Here is a 15,946-nt window from a genome sequence, read left to right as displayed (position 1 = left end):
GCTTTTTTTATTTTTATAGCTACTCTATTTTTTGTACCTTGTGAAGTATAAAATTCAATAATAAAAAATAATTATATATGGCATTTGATATTGAAATGATTAAAAAAGTGTATGACAACATGACGAGTCGTGTTGATGCTGCACGTGAGATTGTTGGTCGTCCACTTACTTTGACTGAGAAGATTCTCTACAATCATCTTTGGGATGGTACGCCAACCAAAGCTTTTAAAAGAGGAGCTGATTATGTAGATTTTGCTCCAGACAGAGTAGCTTGCCAAGATGCAACCGCTCAAATGGCTTTGTTGCAATTTATGCATGCAGGTAAATCTAAAGTAGCTGTTCCTACAACAGTACACTGTGATCACTTGATTCAAGCTAAGGTAGATGCCAAAACCGATTTAGCAAGAGCAAAAACTCAAAGTAATGAAGTTTTTGATTTTCTTTCATCGGTATCCAATAAATACGGGATTGGTTTTTGGAAACCGGGAGCAGGAATTATTCACCAAGTAGTTCTCGAAAACTATGCTTTCCCCGGAGGAATGATGATCGGTACTGATTCGCATACGGTAAATGCAGGTGGATTAGGAATGGTAGCAATCGGTGTTGGTGGTGCAGATGCAGTGGATGTGATGTCTGGTATGGCATGGGAATTAAAATTTCCAAAACTTATCGGTATTAAATTAATAGGAAAATTGTCAGGGTGGACAGCTCCCAAGGATGTTATTCTGAAAGTAGCAGGTATTCTTACTGTAAAAGGTGGAACAGGTGCTATAGTTGAATATTTTGGTGAAGGTGCTACATCAATGTCTTGTACAGGAAAAGGTACTATTTGTAATATGGGTGCTGAGATTGGCGCTACTACTTCAACTTTTGGCTATGATGCTTCAATGGGACGCTATCTGCGTTCTACTAACAGAGCTGATGTAGCTGATGCTGCCGATAAAGTTGCGGATTATTTAACAGGAGATCCTGAAGTATATGCTAATCCAGAAAAGTATTTTGACCAAGTTATCGAAATTAATCTGTCAGAATTAGAGCCACATTTAAACGGGCCTTTCACGCCAGATTTGGCCACGCCAATTTCTAAAATGAAAGAAGAAGCTATAAAAAACAACTGGCCTCTAAGAATTGAAGTAGGTTTGATTGGTTCTTGTACCAATTCATCTTATGAAGATATTGCTCGTGCAGCTTCTTTAGCCAAACAAGTTACCGATAAAAACTTAAAAATTAAATCTAAATTTACAATTACTCCAGGATCTGAGGTAGTTCGTTATACAATAGAACGCGACGGATTTATTGATATTTTCGATAAAATAGGAGCGACAGTTTTTGCAAATGCATGTGGACCTTGCATTGGAATGTGGGATAGAGAAGGTGCTGAAAAAGAAGAGCGCAATACAATCGTTCACTCTTTTAACCGTAATTTCTCAAAGCGTGCTGATGGAAACCCAAATACATTGGCTTTTGTTGGTTCGCCAGAATTGGTAACGGCTATGGCAATTGCCGGTGATTTAGGTTTCAATCCATTGACAGATACGTTGATTAATGAAGATGGTGAAGAAGTAATGCTAGAAGCTCCAACAGGTGATGAATTACCTAAAAACGGATTTGATGCCGAAGATCCAGGGTTTCAGGCTCCAGCCGCTGACGGTTCTGGTATTAAAGTATCAGTAAGTGAAACATCTGAACGTTTACAATTATTGGCTCCGTTTGCTCCTTGGGACGGAAAAAATATTACAGGAGCTAAACTACTCATAAAAGCATTTGGAAAATGTACTACTGATCATATTTCTATGGCAGGACCGTGGTTGCGTTTCCGTGGGCATTTAGATAATATTTCGAATAATATGTTGATAGGAGCTATTAATGCATTCAATCAAAAAACAAATTCTGTTAAGAATCAATTGACGGGAGCTTATGATGCAGTTCCTGCGGTCGCACGTGCTTATAAAGCTGCGTCAGTACCTTCAATTGTTGTAGGAGATCACAACTATGGCGAAGGATCTTCTCGCGAGCATGCTGCGATGGAACCGCGTTTCTTAGGTGTGAAAGCCGTATTAGTAAAATCATTCGCTCGTATCCACGAAACCAACCTTAAAAAACAAGGATTGTTAGGATTGACATTTGCGAATGAAGCTGATTATGATAGAATCCAAGAGAACGATACTATTAACTTTACGGATCTAGTAGATTTTGCTCCAGGAAAACCTTTAACAATAGAATTTGTTCATGAGGATGGAAGTAAAGATATTATTTTAGCTAACCATACATACAACGAAGGGCAAATTGGTTGGTTTGTAGCTGGTTCAGCTTTAAATTTAATTGCTGCTGGAAAAGCATAGTTTTATGTTTGTAAATAAGTAGAAAATGCTCTGTGACAACAGAGCATTTTTTGTTTTTTTTAAACTTTGTTAAATTGAGTATAAAGAGGTGTTAAAATAGTACATTATCTGTATTTATAGGTTAAATTCGCATTTTAGACATGCAATAATTTCGGGTAATGACGTTATTATAATACAATTCTTTATTTTTTAAAAAAAATAAATTGTATTATTGTTTTGTTATTCAGGAAGATAGGATGTGTGGTGTGTAATTTAAATTAAGTTTATGAGGATTTATTATTGGATTTTTATAGTTGTTTTGTTAAGTAGTATAAATGCTTTTTCGCAAAAAAAGTATACCGAGCATAGTGTTTCCAAGGGAGAGACAATTAGTCAGATTGCTGCACATTATAATATTAAGTCCAGTGCTATTTACGAACTTAATCCTGATGCTAGAAAGGGAATTAAATTCAAAGAAGTTTTATTAATCCCTACAGCTGTAACGAAAAGCAAGAATGTAACTTCAGAAATATCCAATACCTATCCTGAAAAAAAACATACTGTTCTACCTAAAGAGACACTTTACGGCATAGCTAAAAAATATGGAGTTACTGTTGAAGATTTATACAGAATAAATCCTACACTACAACAATCAGGATTAAAAAGAGGAGGGGAAATTAAAATACCAGGAACAGAGGCAAATCAAAGCTCAGCCCTAGTTATTGCGGAACCAATAAAAGAAATCCAAAAAAACACCAAAAAAGTAGAGTCGAATTTTGTTGCAAAGTCTAATGAGATCAAGGAAACGCAAGTTGAAGGAATAATACGTGAAATTTTACCCCAAGAAACAAAGTATTCGATCGCTAAACAATATGGAGTTACACTAGCTGATCTAGATAAAGTAAATCCTATTCTTGAAACAGAAGGTCTAAAAATAGGTCAGAAGATTACAATTCCTGTAAAGCAAGAAAGTAATGTGGGATTTGCGGTGGCTCAAAAGGAAATAAAAAAGGAATCTGAAGTTGTAGTGCAGTCTCCCGCCGAAATTAAAACAACAAAAACAGAGCCGGTCATTGTTATTGATAAAGCAGTGTCGAAAGCCGAAACTCCAGCTCTAGTAGCCTCTACTACAAATACTGACGCTTTGGAAACGGAAGTAGTTAGGGAAGTATTGGCAAGAGAAACAAAATACGGAATTGCAAAAGAATACGGAATTTCAGTAAAGGAGTTGGAAAGACAAAACCCAAGAATTGTAAAAGGTCTTCCTGTTGGTTATAAATTAAACATTCGAAGTAATAAAGCGATTGATCCTATAGTTTCAAATGAGAATTCAGGTTCAACTATTGAATTGGGTGCTTCAGAATCAAAATACAATGTGAAATCTTTTCAAGGAACGGAGTTCTTGGATCAATTGGTTTCTACAGCTTCAGAAAATATTGGAACTAGATACCGTTTGGGAGGAACCACAAAGGATGGTTTTGACTGCTCCGGATTAATGCTTACCACTTTTAATAATTTTGATATTCAATTGCCTCGAACTTCTATTGAGCAATCAAGATATGGAGTTAAGATTGATACTGAAGACGCTCAAAAAGGAGATTTAATTTTCTTTAAAACAAACGGAAGACGACAAATCAACCATGTTGGGATGGTAGTCGAAGTAGTTGATGACGATATCAAATTTATTCATGCCTCTGTAAGCGGAGGAGTGATTATTTCTTCGGTAAAGGAAAAATATTATAAGAAAAAAGTAACTCAAGTTAACAGAGTGTTATAATAGTATAATACAAGGTTTGTTTAAAATATATATAGCAAAAACTCCCAAAATTACTTGGGAATTTTTTATGGATTTTATTTTAAAACGTGATGTGCCAGCACCTTTTGAACCTCATAAACATTAACAGATTTATTAAATTGTTTTTTTATGCTTGGTTGTAATTCACTCGATACCCAAATTTTCAATTCGGCATCAAGATCAAAAGTTCCTGCTGTCTCGATACTAAATCTGGAAATACTTTTATAAGAAATGGATTTGTATTCTGTTTTACTGCCTGTTAAGCCTTGTTTCTCGATCAAGATTAGTCGCTTTGTCGTAAATATAAAAGTGTCTCGAATTAGTTTAAAACCCAGTTCAATTTGTTCTCCATCGATTAATAATTGCCCGTAATCTTTAGTTAATTGTTCTTGGTTTACCGATCCTGCGTTACCAAGAAGTGCTGAAAATATTCCCATATAGTTTTTTTAATACAAAGATGGGCTATTTTTTGGTTGTAAAGCACGCTTTTTTGTAAAAGACAATCGGAATTTTACAGTTTTTAAAATTTATAAAAGCGCTCATTGTTGCGATTCTCGGAGTACCTCTGAAGTTTCCGTAAAGTTGGTTTTGAGGTTCGAATAGTGACTTTAATTTTATTGCAATTAGGTTCTATTGCGTCAGTCTTTTTTGGATTTCTTTTTTCATCACTTTTTCTGTAATGGAGAATATTGCTTTTTTATTTTTTCTAAATTTTTTCACAAACGAGGCGATTTCAATCTCTAGTTTTTCATGTTCGTTTCTGCATTGGTGGGAATCATATTTATAGGGAGCGTCAATAAGCCCAGCGAGATGTTTTAAATGTAAGGCGGTTTTGTCTAGTAATTCTTCGCAAGCTTTATTCTCTTGCGACAACTCTTTTGCGATTTCACGCATTTCGTCCAAGTTTCCATTATGGTTTAATTTCATGAAGTATTTTTCAATAAGAGCGTATAGAAATCTCAAGTCATCTTTGTAAAAGTGCAAGTCAGAATACCAGTTTTCAGATAGTATATACAATTGTTGCCACTGTGCTTCCCAGCTAAAATCGGTTGTTGGTTTGCGTTTTAAATTTTCCATCATATCAATTTATTAGTTAACGATTCCTTTTAATGATTCAGCGAAGTTTACCTACGAATCGCTAAAAATGAGAAAGTTGATTTTCATAGCTAATTCCTTTTTTTGCATTTATATGCTACAGATTTTTAATCCTAAACGATTTTTTTACATCTTGCCTAAATAGGGATTTATCAAGCTAGAATTCTCATTTAAGTATCGTATTAAAAGTACGAAAAAATAAATAAATAGGACTTGTGACAACTTGTATTTTTTTGTTAATGAGTGCAAAAGAATTTCATGCAGGATATCAGTACAAAGGTTTAAAATATTATAAACGTAAATTCGGGATTTTAGTAATAATAAACGAAATATAGAAGGTTCTTTCGCTTTTTGACGTAAAAAAAAGCTGCATTTTGATGCAGCTTTTTAGGATGTAAACTTGTCATTAAGACACAAGTGGAATCGTCGTTTACATTTATTTAGGAGTCCGGATTGTAAAACCGCACTTTCTTTTTAACAAGGAGAAGAAAACAGTATTCCTGTCTAGAAATACTGTTTTTTATTGTTTTGAAGCTAATCTTTCAACTTTTAGAATCTCAAGTTGTTTTTCTTGCTCTTCAAAAACCCAGTTAATCACATCGCCTACTTTACAACCTACAAGTGCTAAGCCTGCTTGCGTTAATATTGATTCGGTATTGTTTCTTTTTTTTGCCTTGTCAGGAGCAACAAAAGTGAATATTTCTTCTTCACCTGAACCAAGGTTTTTAACAGTCACACGCGCATCTACAGTTACAATACCTTCTGGTAGATTTTTACGTGTTACTTGTTGTGCATTTTTGAGCTGTAATTTTAAAACTTCCTCTTCAGTAGCAGTCGTTTTTTTTCTTCTAATGTGATCTTTGATTAGATCATAGATACCTGTTGTTAAAATGATATTTTGTGACATTTTCTTCTTTTCTTAGTACCAACGCTATTAATGAATTTTTACGACTGACCCAACATTAAGTGTCAATTGTCCTTGTGGGCTTGACATTTAATGATAAAAATCGCATCAATAAGCTATTGACGGTTTAAATATGTGTATAAAGGATATCTAAAGATTTCCCTGTCTTGGGTATGACAGGGATTAATATATAAAGTCTTTCGAACTTTGTAGAAAAGAGTCGTCATGCTTATAGGACAACGAAAAAAGTAGTCCTAGAGCACAAGTGTTTATATGAAAAAATAATTGTTTAATCATGGTTTTCCAACTAACTGACCAAAGTACGACATTATTTGTACTTAAAAAAAGATTTTGATAATTATAGTGATAAGTCCACTCATTAGCTGAAAAATAGTCATTATTGTTATCAATTTAAGCTATAACTTGAGTTTTATAGATTGGCTTTTTACATGCTTGAGTTCGCAATTGTAGAATTCGTTTTTGTAAATAAAATAGAATTAAGATAAATTAGGGTTTTGAATGTTAAAAAATCCAAGTGATACTATTCCTTAAAAATATATTTTGCAATCTTTGAAGTCAAAAAAAATAAAGAGTATTATGAGCAAAACAAAACTAATAATCAATAACAACGGATCTATTAAGATCGAAGGTGATTTCGAAATATTGGATTGTGAAGGTAAAGTGTACGGACTAGAAGGAAGAACAGCTTTAGGACTTTGTCGTTGTGGACAGTCAGTTAACAAACCTTTTTGCGATGGTTCACACCGCAACTCTTTCGATCATGAGTCGAAGGCATTTGATTTACCACCGATGAAAGCCAAGTAAAGGACATCGCTTACAGATTAAACTATAAAAAGCTGCATTTTTTCATTAATGCAGCTTTTTTTTATTCAATCTTTTTTTTTTCGAAAGAGCATGAATCTTCTTTTTTTATTCTTTATGATTACGGATTTTAAGTACTAGTATTAGAAGTTTGTTTTTAGAACTATCAAAAGGAGTACTAGTCAATCTGTTTTTTGGCGCTAGAAATATTAATTAAATTGATTTTTGTCGTGATCTTGATTTTATTTGTAAAAGAGATTTATAATCCACCTATATTCAGTCAAGTATAAAAGCAGTAATAAAATAATTTTATGTTAATTATTAGACTGACTTTAAAATATTAAGTTAGATTTGGTTAACTAAATAAAACTTTAACTCTATGAGAAAATTACTTTTTATCACATTAGCATTTATTGGTGCGGCAAACGTGATAGGACAAACCAAAACGACTTTGTCTTTTAAGGCAGAAATTGCAAACAGAAATACAGACGCTATTACTTTTCTGGATCGAAATAACGGAAAGGAAATTAAGAAAATTGAAATTGGTAAAGACGGTGTTTTTAAAGATTCTTTCGGTGTTGAAGAAGGATTTTATATGTTATTTGACGGAAAAGAATATACTCAATTGTTTCTTAAAAACGGATACGATTTAAAACTTAAAATGGATGCTAAAAAGTTTGACGAGTCGATAGTATATACTGGAAATGGAGCGGTCGAAAACAATATATTGGCACAAAACGCACTAGAAGATGCGAAATATGATTATGATGCGCTTTTAGCTTCTTCTGAAGAAGGTTTTTCAAAGCTGATAGCTGAGAAAACCGCCGCTGAATTGGTGAGATTAGAGAATAAAAAATTGGATGCTACTTTTATCGCTTTACAAAAAAAGAATATTGAGAAGTCTGTGACAGGACTGACGAAGTATTATGAAGAAGGGTTGAAAACAAGAAAATTGAACGGTTCTCTTTCTCCATCATTTGAATACGATAATTACAATGGAGGAAAAACTAAATTAGAAGAATTTAGAGGGAAATATGTTTATATTGATGTCTGGGCTACATGGTGTGCTCCTTGTCGTGTAGAAATTCCATTTTTGAAAAAATTAGAAGAAAAATACCATGACAAAAATATTGTATTCGTTAGTCTTTCTATCGATCAGAAAAAAGATGTCGAAAAATGGAAAAAATTAATTAAAGATAAAGAATTAGGTGGAGTTCAAGTCTTTGCTGATAACGACTGGAATTCGCAGTTTGTAAAAGATTATAATATCACAGGAATTCCTAGATTTATCATTATTGACCCAAATGGAAATATTGTAAAAGCAGATGCTCCACGTCCTTCAAGTCCAACTATTGAAGCGGAATTTGATGCTCTTTTAAAATAAGAATTCGCTTTAGGTACTGTGTTTTATAAAAAGAGAGTACTTGATATTTAAATAAACAAGAACACCCCAAAAAATATTTTTTTGGGGTGTTCTTGTTTAAAATAGTTTGTAAATCAACTTGATTTAGTACTGATATACTTATCGTTCATTCAAGTTGGTTTCATAATCACGTTTGACAAGTGATCTTCCTGTTGTCATTAATATTCGAAAATTCCAAACGGAATACATATGTTCTTTGCTTTAAGATTAATGATTAGCGCATTTTAATATGTGATTTGTATTTTTGACTTTGTTACCAAGAACAAAATATTTTCGATTTATTAAAAAAGTATATCTTTAGCCAACCAAAAAAATAAAAACCAAAAATAATGCAAGAAGAAAACGAAGACGATTTTAAGAGAGAACTCGGATTACTAGACGGAACCATGCTAGTAGTAGGTTCCATGATAGGATCTGGGATTTTTATAGTGAGTTCAGACATGGTGCGCCAACTAGGATCTGCAGGATGGCTTATCGCCATGTGGGTGCTCACCGGAACTATTACAGTGATTGCTGCCGTGAGTTATGGAGAGTTGAGTGCTATGTTTCCAAAAGCGGGAGGACAGTATGTGTATATTAAGGAAGCCTACGGAAAACTAGTTGGTTTTCTCTACGGTTGGAGCTTCTTTGCGGTGATACAAACCGGGACGATCGCTGCCGTTGGGGTTGCTTTCGCTAAGTTTGCGGCTTATCTCTTTCCGGCCTTTAGTGATACGAATATCTTATATGAAATAGGTAGTTTTAAGTTGAATGCAGCTCAGATTGTTTCCATTTTTACGATTGTTTTACTGAGTTATGTTAACAGTCGCGGGGTGAAAAACTCTAAAATTCTTCAAACGGTTTTAACAGTGATTAAAATAATGTCATTGGCGGGCTTGATCGTTTTTGGTTTTTTTGCCACCAAGGCTGAGGTTTGGGATGCTAACTGGACAAACGCTTGGGCTTCATCCTCACTGGATATGACTAGCGGTTCTTGGATGCCTATAAGCGGAATAACTTTGATCTCTGCAATATCGGCCGCCTTGGTAGGTTCCTTGTTCTCAAGTGTTGCCTGGGAAGGAGTGACTTTTATCGCTGGGGAGATTAAAAATCCAAAACGCAATATTGGGCTAAGTTTGTTTTTAGGAACTTCAATCGTATGTGTGATTTATGTATTGGCAAATCTAATGTTTCTGGCCGTGGTGCCGTTGCAAGAAATTGCGACTGCTCCTTCAGATCGAATTGGGGTAGTGGCCTCGCAATATATATTCGGTTCCATTGGAACTTTGATTATTGCCGTGATGATTATGATTTCGACTTTTGCTTGTAACAACGGACTGATTATGGCTGGTGCTAGAGTATATTACACAATGGCTCAAGATGGGGTTTTCTTCAAGAAAGCGGCTCAACTGAATACAGCCAGCGTTCCAGCATGGTCAATATGGGCACAGTGTTTTTGGGCTTCGGCTTTGTGTTTGACTGGAAAGTATGGTGATTTGTTAGATTTTGTTGTCATCATCGTTTTGATTTTTTATATACTTACGATTTTAGGAATATTTATTCTTCGCAGGAAAATGCCAAATGCCGAAAGGCTATATAGAGCTTTTGGCTATCCTTTTTTACCAGCACTTTACATAATTGTCGCTACTGCAATTTGTATTGCCTTGCTATACACTAAAACGAGTACGAGCGGTTGGGGTGTAGTCATTATGTTGATTGGTATTCCAGTGTATTATTTGACAAAAGCTAAAGAGTAGTTATTTCAGTATTCAGTTATCGTTATTCAGTTGGCACTGTTTAGTGATCAGTGTGGATATGATTATGAGTTGAAAAAAGATAGCATTATTAGGATATTTTTTTCTAGAAGAGAAATTCTGTAGACACGTATGATTAATTTTTGAGATGTTTTATCGAAAATAAAAATCCGTCTCCTCTCGTTTTCAACAACGAGATGGGACGGATTTTCTATTAAATCCAGGTTTGGGCTGCTGTAAAAATTAATCTAAAACTTGAACTAAAAACTAAAAACTAAAAATTGAACCTGCATTTCCAAACCTGTAAACTGTAGCCTAGTAGTACGTAAAACGTCTTACTTTAGCAATGTATTTTGCCAATCGTATTACCTGGTGACTGTATCCATATTCATTATCGTACCAGATGTATAGCACGATATTTTTACCGTCATTAGAAACGATTGTAGCGTTACTGTCATAAATAGATGGTGCCGATGTACCCACGATATCGGATGAGACCAGTTCGTTATTTGTTGAATATTTTATTTGCTCAACTAACTCGCCCTCTAATGCATATTTTTTCATTATGGCATTGATTTTTTTAATTGAAGTTTCTTTCGATACTTCAAGGTTTAAAACTACCAATGATCCATTAGGAACGGGAACTCGAATCGCATTAGAGGTTAATTTCCCTTCTAACGACGGTAGCGCTTTTGCGACAGCAGTGCCTGCTCCCGTTTCAGTAATTACCATATTTAAGGCTGCAGCTCTACCGCGACGGTATTTCTTGTGCATGTTATCGACCAGATTTTGGTCGTTTGTATACGAATGTATTGTTTCTAAATGTCCTTTTACTACTCCAAAAGTGTCTTCCACTACTTTTAGTATTGGAGTGATAGCATTTGTCGTACAAGAAGCTGCTGAGAAAATATCATTTTCGTCAGGATTGTATTCGTTTTGGTTTACACCATGAACAATATTAGGAATTCCTTTTCCTGGAGCAGTCAATAATACTTTATGTGCTCCTTTTGAAACTAAATGTCTGCTTAAAGCTTCTTTAGTCGTGAATGCTCCTGTATTATCAATGATCAAAGCACTATCGATTCCATAAGAAGTATAATCAATTTCTTCCGGCGCATTTGCGGTAATAATATGTACGGTAGTTCCGTTGATGATTAAGGCATTGTTTTTAACATCGGCTGTTACAGAACCTTGAAAATCACCATGAATCGAATCATAACGCAACAAAGAAGCTCTTTTTTCAAGAGTGGTAGCATCATTTTTATCTCTGGTTACAATGGCTCTCAATCGAAGTTGATTTCCTTTTCCAGTTTTAGACATTAACTCTCTGGCTAATAAGCGTCCAATTCTTCCAAAACCATATAAAACCACATCTTTCGGTTGAATTTCTTCTGATGATTTGGCTTCTTTTAATTTATCCAATACAAAATGTCTTGCATCTGGATATTTTTCATCTTCTAATAAGTATTCGTAAGTCAACTTACCAATATCTAATTTTGATGGAGGTAAATCCAATGATAATACTACTTTGGCAATTTCTACCGAATCAAATATGGTAATTGGCTTACCTACAAATTCTCCAGCATACTGATGCAAGTTGATAATTTCGCTTACATTTTTGTCTAGTAATTGATTTTTGAACAAAACCATCTCAATGGATTTGTCATACCATAAATCGCTAACAATTTTAATTAATTCTACTCCTGCACGTCTTCTGTCGACTTGAAATGAAACTTCTTTTTGATACAAAGGTGTCTTGCTCATAATGAAAATTTGAAAAAATTTAGTAGTTGGTTTATTAAATTTGGCGCAAAAGTACCCATTTCAATCGATTTCGTAAACTATTTCGAAGTTTTTTTTCAATAAAAAAGCCAGCCCATTTTTCAAGGCTGGCGTTCTCTTTATTATAAGTCGGAGGAATTAGATAATAATTCTGAAAACTTCGCCGCTTTTATTGATCATTTCAAGTCGCACGCTTTGACTTTCTTCTTTATTATTTAAAAGTTTTGAAACCGTTTCGATATCTGTTGCTCTTACATTATCAATACTTAGAATAATATTCCCTTTTAGTTCAGTACTATATGGAATTAATTTTTCGTTGGTTATCGATTTGATTTTCACACCATAGTTGATATTAAGTCTTTTTTTGTCCGCATCATTGATGTTTTCAAATTCGATTCCCTTAAATTCCGTACTGAAGAACTCATTTTTACTCAGTATAACGGGAACTACTCTATTTTTTCCATCTCTAGTATAGGTAACTAGAATTTTATCATCTGGTCTTTTGGTATTAATATATCCAGAAAGATCAGCAAAAGTGGAAACTTTATGATCGTCCAGTTTTACAATGATGTCTCCTTTTTGTAGTCCAGATCTTTCAGCCCCTGAATTCTTTGTCACGCCATTGATGTAAAATCCTTCGGTCTGGTTGATGCCTAGTTCTCTGGAAGCAGTAGCATTCAATTCGCCTCCTTCAACGCCTAATATTCCTCTTTGTACATTTCCATATTCCATAAGGTCTTCGATAATTTTTCGAGCAATATTTGAAGGAACGGCAAAAGAATAGCCAACATAAGAACCAGTTATAGAGGAAATCATTGTGTTAATCCCTATTAAATCACCGCGGGTATTCACTAAGGCACCTCCGCTATTTCCTGGATTTACGGCCGCATCGGTTTGAATAAAAGATTGAATTCCGCTAGTTCCTAGGTCTCTGGCTTTGGCCGAAACGATTCCGGCGGTTACCGTTGAGGTTAAATTATAAGGATTCCCAACAGCCAAAACCCATTCTCCAACTTTCACGGAATCAGAATTCGCAAATATGGTGTAAGGAAATTTTTCATCAGAATCGATTTTTAACAAGGCGATATCCATTTTGGAGTCGGTGCCAATGAGTTTTGCTTTGTATGATTTTTTATTGTTCAGCGTAATTTCAATTGCAGAGGCATCTTTAACCACGTGATTGTTAGTTACAATATAGCCATCTTCAGAGATGATCACACCAGAACCAGTTCCCACCTGCTCTTGGGTTTGTCCGCCTTTATAGCCGTAAAAATATTCTAGCATAGGATTCGAAACTGTTTTATAAGATACATTTTTCACATGGACTACCGTATGAATTGTTTTATCAGCAGCTTCAGTGAAATCGAGTACATCTCCAGATAGGCCTACTTTTTTAGCATAAGATTCGTTTGCAAGGGTAGTTAATGGGTGTTTGTTTGAAGAAAAATAGCCATTAGTGTCAAATAATAATTTGTAAGCCCCTAATGTCATGGCTCCGCTTAATAATGCTACTAAAAAAAGCTGTGAATATTGTTTCATAATAGATTTGGTTTTTACGTTATTTGTTAAGTAAAAATAATGCTAAAATTATTATTGTAAAACAGTTTAACGCTCTTTAACAATGATTAACGTTTCATTAATAGTTCGTACTTTTGTACAACACAATTTAAATATAATGCAAATAGAATTTTATAAATACCAAGGGACTGGAAACGATTTTGTGATGATTGACAATCGTTTAGGAGCTTTTCCAAAAGAAGATACCAAGCTGGTTGCTCATTTATGTAACAGGCGTTTTGGGATAGGCGGGGATGGTCTTATTTTATTAGAAAATGATCTCGAATCAGATTTTAGAATGGTCTATTACAATTCAGATGGAAGCCAAAGTACCATGTGTGGAAACGGAGGAAGATGTTTAGTGGCTTTCGCCAAAAAATTGAACGTGATTGAGAATAGTACCTCATTTAATGCTGTTGACGGTTTGCATCATGCTACAGTTAATGACGACGGTATCGTATCACTGCAAATGATCGATGTTTCGAATATTAAAATAGAATCGGGTTATACTTTTCTGGATACGGGCTCTCCACATCATGTGCAATTAGTTGCTGATTTAGAAAATTATAATGTTAAGGAAGACGGCGCTGCTATCCGATACGGTGAGCTATACGGGAAGCCAGGAAGTAATATCAATTTTGTAAGGAAAATTGATGAGACTACTTTTTCACTGCGCACTTATGAAAGAGGAGTGGAAGACGAAACCTTAGCTTGCGGGACAGGTGCGACTGCTGTTGCAATAGCGATGAATGCTACAGCAGAAACAGCAGCGACTTCGATAGTTATAAATGTTGAGGGAGGCAAGTTGGTCGTTTCTTTCGAAAAAAAGGACAATCAATATACTAATGTATTCTTGAAAGGTCCTGCTGAGTTTGTATTTCAAGGAACAATCGAGATTTAATCTAAATTTGACTTCAAACTTCAACTATGATAACCCTAAAAGGAGATAATATTTACATCAGGGCGCTTGAACCAAATGATTTAGATTTCATTTATGCCTTAGAAAACGAACAAAGTATGTGGGAAGTAAGCAATACTAACACTCCATACAGTCGGTTTTTAGTCAAGCAATATCTCGAGAATGCGCATCAGGATATTTATGAAGCCAAGCAATTGCGATTAGCAATTTGTCAAGATCAGGACTTTCCTGCTTTGGGATTAATTGATTTATTTGACTTTGATCCCAAAAATAACAGAGCTGGAGTAGGTATTGTGATTCAAAATAATGATATGCGAAAACAAAATATTGGTTCTGAAGCTTTGGAGCTATTAATTCAATACGCGTTTCAAAATCTTAATTTACATCAACTCTATGCAAATATTGGCACCGAAAATGAAGCTAGTAAAGCGCTTTTTACTAAATTTGGCTTCAAATGTATCGGTGTAAAAAAAGATTGGAACCTAGTGAAGGGACGGTATAAAGACGAGGCGTTTTACCAATTAATTAATCAACAATTTTAAAATTATAGCTTTGAATGTAAAAAAAATAATATCAATTTTATCCATAGTTGTCATAACTGGATTGATTATTTATGGGTTTATCTTAATACGACAAATTTTTTCGGAAAACACGAAATTTGCTGAAAAGGAAATGTTTGTCCATATTCCTACAGACTCTAATTATGAAGATGTCAAGAAGATAATAGCACCTTTTGTTACTAATTTAGATCGTTTCGAAATGGTTGCAAATAAAATGAGTTATCCCGAAAATGTGAAAGCAGGACGTTTTTTATTGACAAAAGGAATGAATAGTTATGAATTGGTAAAAGCCATGCGATCTAATGTTCCCGTAAAATTAGCTTTCAACAATCAGGAACGACTTGAAAATTTTGCAGGGCGAGTTGGATCTCAAATTGAAGCTGATAGCGTGTCTTTACTTACTTCATTTAAAGATTCGATTTTCATGAAAGAAAATGGATTTACTGAAGAAAATGTTTTGGTGATGTTTATTCCTAATACCTACGAATTTTATTGGAATACCTCAGCCGACAAATTTCGCGATAAAATGATCAAGGAATACCGTAATTTCTGGAATAAAGAGCGTGTTGCAAAAGCAGAGCAGCAAGGATTAACTCCGGTTGATGCGACGATTCTAGCCTCTATTGTTCATAAAGAATCTGTGAAGAAGGATGAAAGACCAAGAATAGCAGGAGTTTATTTGAATAGACTTAGAGTGGGAATGCCTCTTCAGGCAGATCCAACCGTGATTTTTGCTCTAAAATTGAAAGCAAATGATTTTGATCAAGTGATTAAAAGAGTTTTTTACAACGATTTAACGATGGCGTCTCCTTATAATACTTACATGAATATTGGGCTGCCTCCAGGTCCGATAGCGATGCCTGATATAACGGCTTTAGAAGCGGTGATTAATCCAGAAAAGAATGATTTTATTTATTTTTGTGCCAGTGTAGATCGTTTTGGATATCATGAATTTGCAGCTACGTTGAAAGAACACAATGTTAATGCTAAAAAATATTCAGATTGGATTAACGCCCAAGGTGTAAAAAGATAGTT

At 34.6% G+C, this 15,946-nt stretch carries 13 protein-coding genes; 8 read left to right on the top strand and 5 right to left on the bottom strand.

Annotated elements, in window-relative coordinates; genetic code table 11:
* The first annotated feature begins 77 nt into the window (after positions 1–77).
* Positions 78–2,342, top strand: coding sequence for an aconitate hydratase (locus E0F98_RS00550; RefSeq protein ID WP_132108180.1), 2,265 nt, complete (start codon positions 78–80; stop codon positions 2,340–2,342).
* Positions 2,343–2,607: 265 nt separating this feature from the next.
* Positions 2,608–4,098 (top strand): peptidoglycan endopeptidase, encoded by a 1,491-nt coding sequence (locus E0F98_RS00545; RefSeq protein WP_132108178.1) that lies wholly within the window; start codon positions 2,608–2,610, stop codon positions 4,096–4,098.
* A 74-nt stretch (positions 4,099–4,172) separates the two neighbouring features.
* Here E0F98_RS00545 and E0F98_RS00540 read toward each other — a convergent pair whose 3' ends face one another.
* From E0F98_RS00540 to E0F98_RS00530, 3 genes are all read right to left on the bottom strand, one after another.
* Entirely contained in the window at positions 4,173–4,553 is a 381-nt protein-coding gene (locus E0F98_RS00540; protein WP_132108176.1) for a PH domain-containing protein, read from the bottom strand.
* Between the two features lie 193 nt (positions 4,554–4,746).
* A complete protein-coding gene (locus E0F98_RS00535; protein WP_243699175.1) occupies positions 4,747–5,196 on the bottom strand; it encodes a hypothetical protein in 450 nt (149 codons plus the stop codon).
* Between the two features lie 535 nt (positions 5,197–5,731).
* Positions 5,732–6,118, bottom strand: a complete 387-nt coding sequence (locus E0F98_RS00530) for a GreA/GreB family elongation factor (protein ID WP_132108172.1) — start codon at positions 6,116–6,118, stop codon at positions 5,732–5,734.
* 594 nt (positions 6,119–6,712) lie between these two features.
* On the opposite strand from E0F98_RS00530, the gene E0F98_RS00525 reads away from it, so the two are divergent.
* The 3 genes from E0F98_RS00525 to E0F98_RS00515 all read left to right on the top strand — a co-directional run bounded on the left by E0F98_RS00525 (position 6,713) and on the right by E0F98_RS00515 (position 10,096).
* Complete coding sequence (locus tag E0F98_RS00525) at positions 6,713–6,940, top strand: CDGSH iron-sulfur domain-containing protein (protein ID WP_132108170.1); 228 nt, start codon at positions 6,713–6,715, stop codon at positions 6,938–6,940.
* 376 nt (positions 6,941–7,316) lie between these two features.
* Complete coding sequence (locus E0F98_RS00520; RefSeq protein ID WP_132108168.1) at positions 7,317–8,321, top strand: TlpA family protein disulfide reductase; 1,005 nt, start codon at positions 7,317–7,319, stop codon at positions 8,319–8,321.
* Positions 8,322–8,689: 368 nt separating this feature from the next.
* Positions 8,690–10,096, top strand: coding sequence for an APC family permease (locus E0F98_RS00515; protein WP_132108166.1), 1,407 nt, complete (start codon positions 8,690–8,692; stop codon positions 10,094–10,096).
* Positions 10,097–10,408: 312 nt separating this feature from the next.
* Here the strand turns inward: E0F98_RS00515 and E0F98_RS00510 are convergent, their stop codons facing one another.
* Together E0F98_RS00510 and E0F98_RS00505 are read right to left on the bottom strand one after the other, a co-directional pair.
* Positions 10,409–11,857: a glyceraldehyde-3-phosphate dehydrogenase gene (locus tag E0F98_RS00510; RefSeq protein WP_132108164.1), complete on the bottom strand. Its 1,449-nt coding sequence runs from the start codon at positions 11,855–11,857 to the stop codon at positions 10,409–10,411.
* Positions 11,858–12,013: 156 nt separating this feature from the next.
* Positions 12,014–13,414 carry a trypsin-like peptidase domain-containing protein gene (locus E0F98_RS00505; RefSeq protein WP_132108163.1) on the bottom strand — a complete coding sequence of 467 codons (1,401 nt, stop codon included), beginning with the start codon at positions 13,412–13,414 and terminating at the stop codon, positions 12,014–12,016.
* Positions 13,415–13,550: 136 nt separating this feature from the next.
* On the opposite strand from E0F98_RS00505, the gene dapF reads away from it, so the two are divergent.
* Genes dapF through mltG form a run of 3 tightly spaced genes read left to right on the top strand, consistent with a single transcriptional unit; the run spans position 13,551 to position 15,944 of the window.
* Complete coding sequence (gene dapF, locus E0F98_RS00500) at positions 13,551–14,333, top strand: diaminopimelate epimerase (RefSeq protein ID WP_132108161.1); 783 nt, start codon at positions 13,551–13,553, stop codon at positions 14,331–14,333.
* Between the two features lie 26 nt (positions 14,334–14,359).
* Positions 14,360–14,893 (top strand): GNAT family N-acetyltransferase, encoded by a 534-nt coding sequence (locus tag E0F98_RS00495; protein ID WP_132108159.1) that lies wholly within the window; start codon positions 14,360–14,362, stop codon positions 14,891–14,893.
* 10 nt (positions 14,894–14,903) lie between these two features.
* On the top strand, positions 14,904–15,944 hold the full coding sequence (gene mltG / locus E0F98_RS00490) for an endolytic transglycosylase MltG (RefSeq protein WP_132108157.1): 1,041 nt from the start codon (positions 14,904–14,906) through the stop codon (positions 15,942–15,944).
* Positions 15,945–15,946: the final 2 nt, after the last annotated feature.

This window comes from Flavobacterium hiemivividum (genome assembly GCF_004349145.1).
Classification (GTDB): domain Bacteria; phylum Bacteroidota; class Bacteroidia; order Flavobacteriales; family Flavobacteriaceae; genus Flavobacterium; species Flavobacterium hiemivividum.
This window is presented reverse-complemented; position numbering and strand designations above follow the sequence as displayed.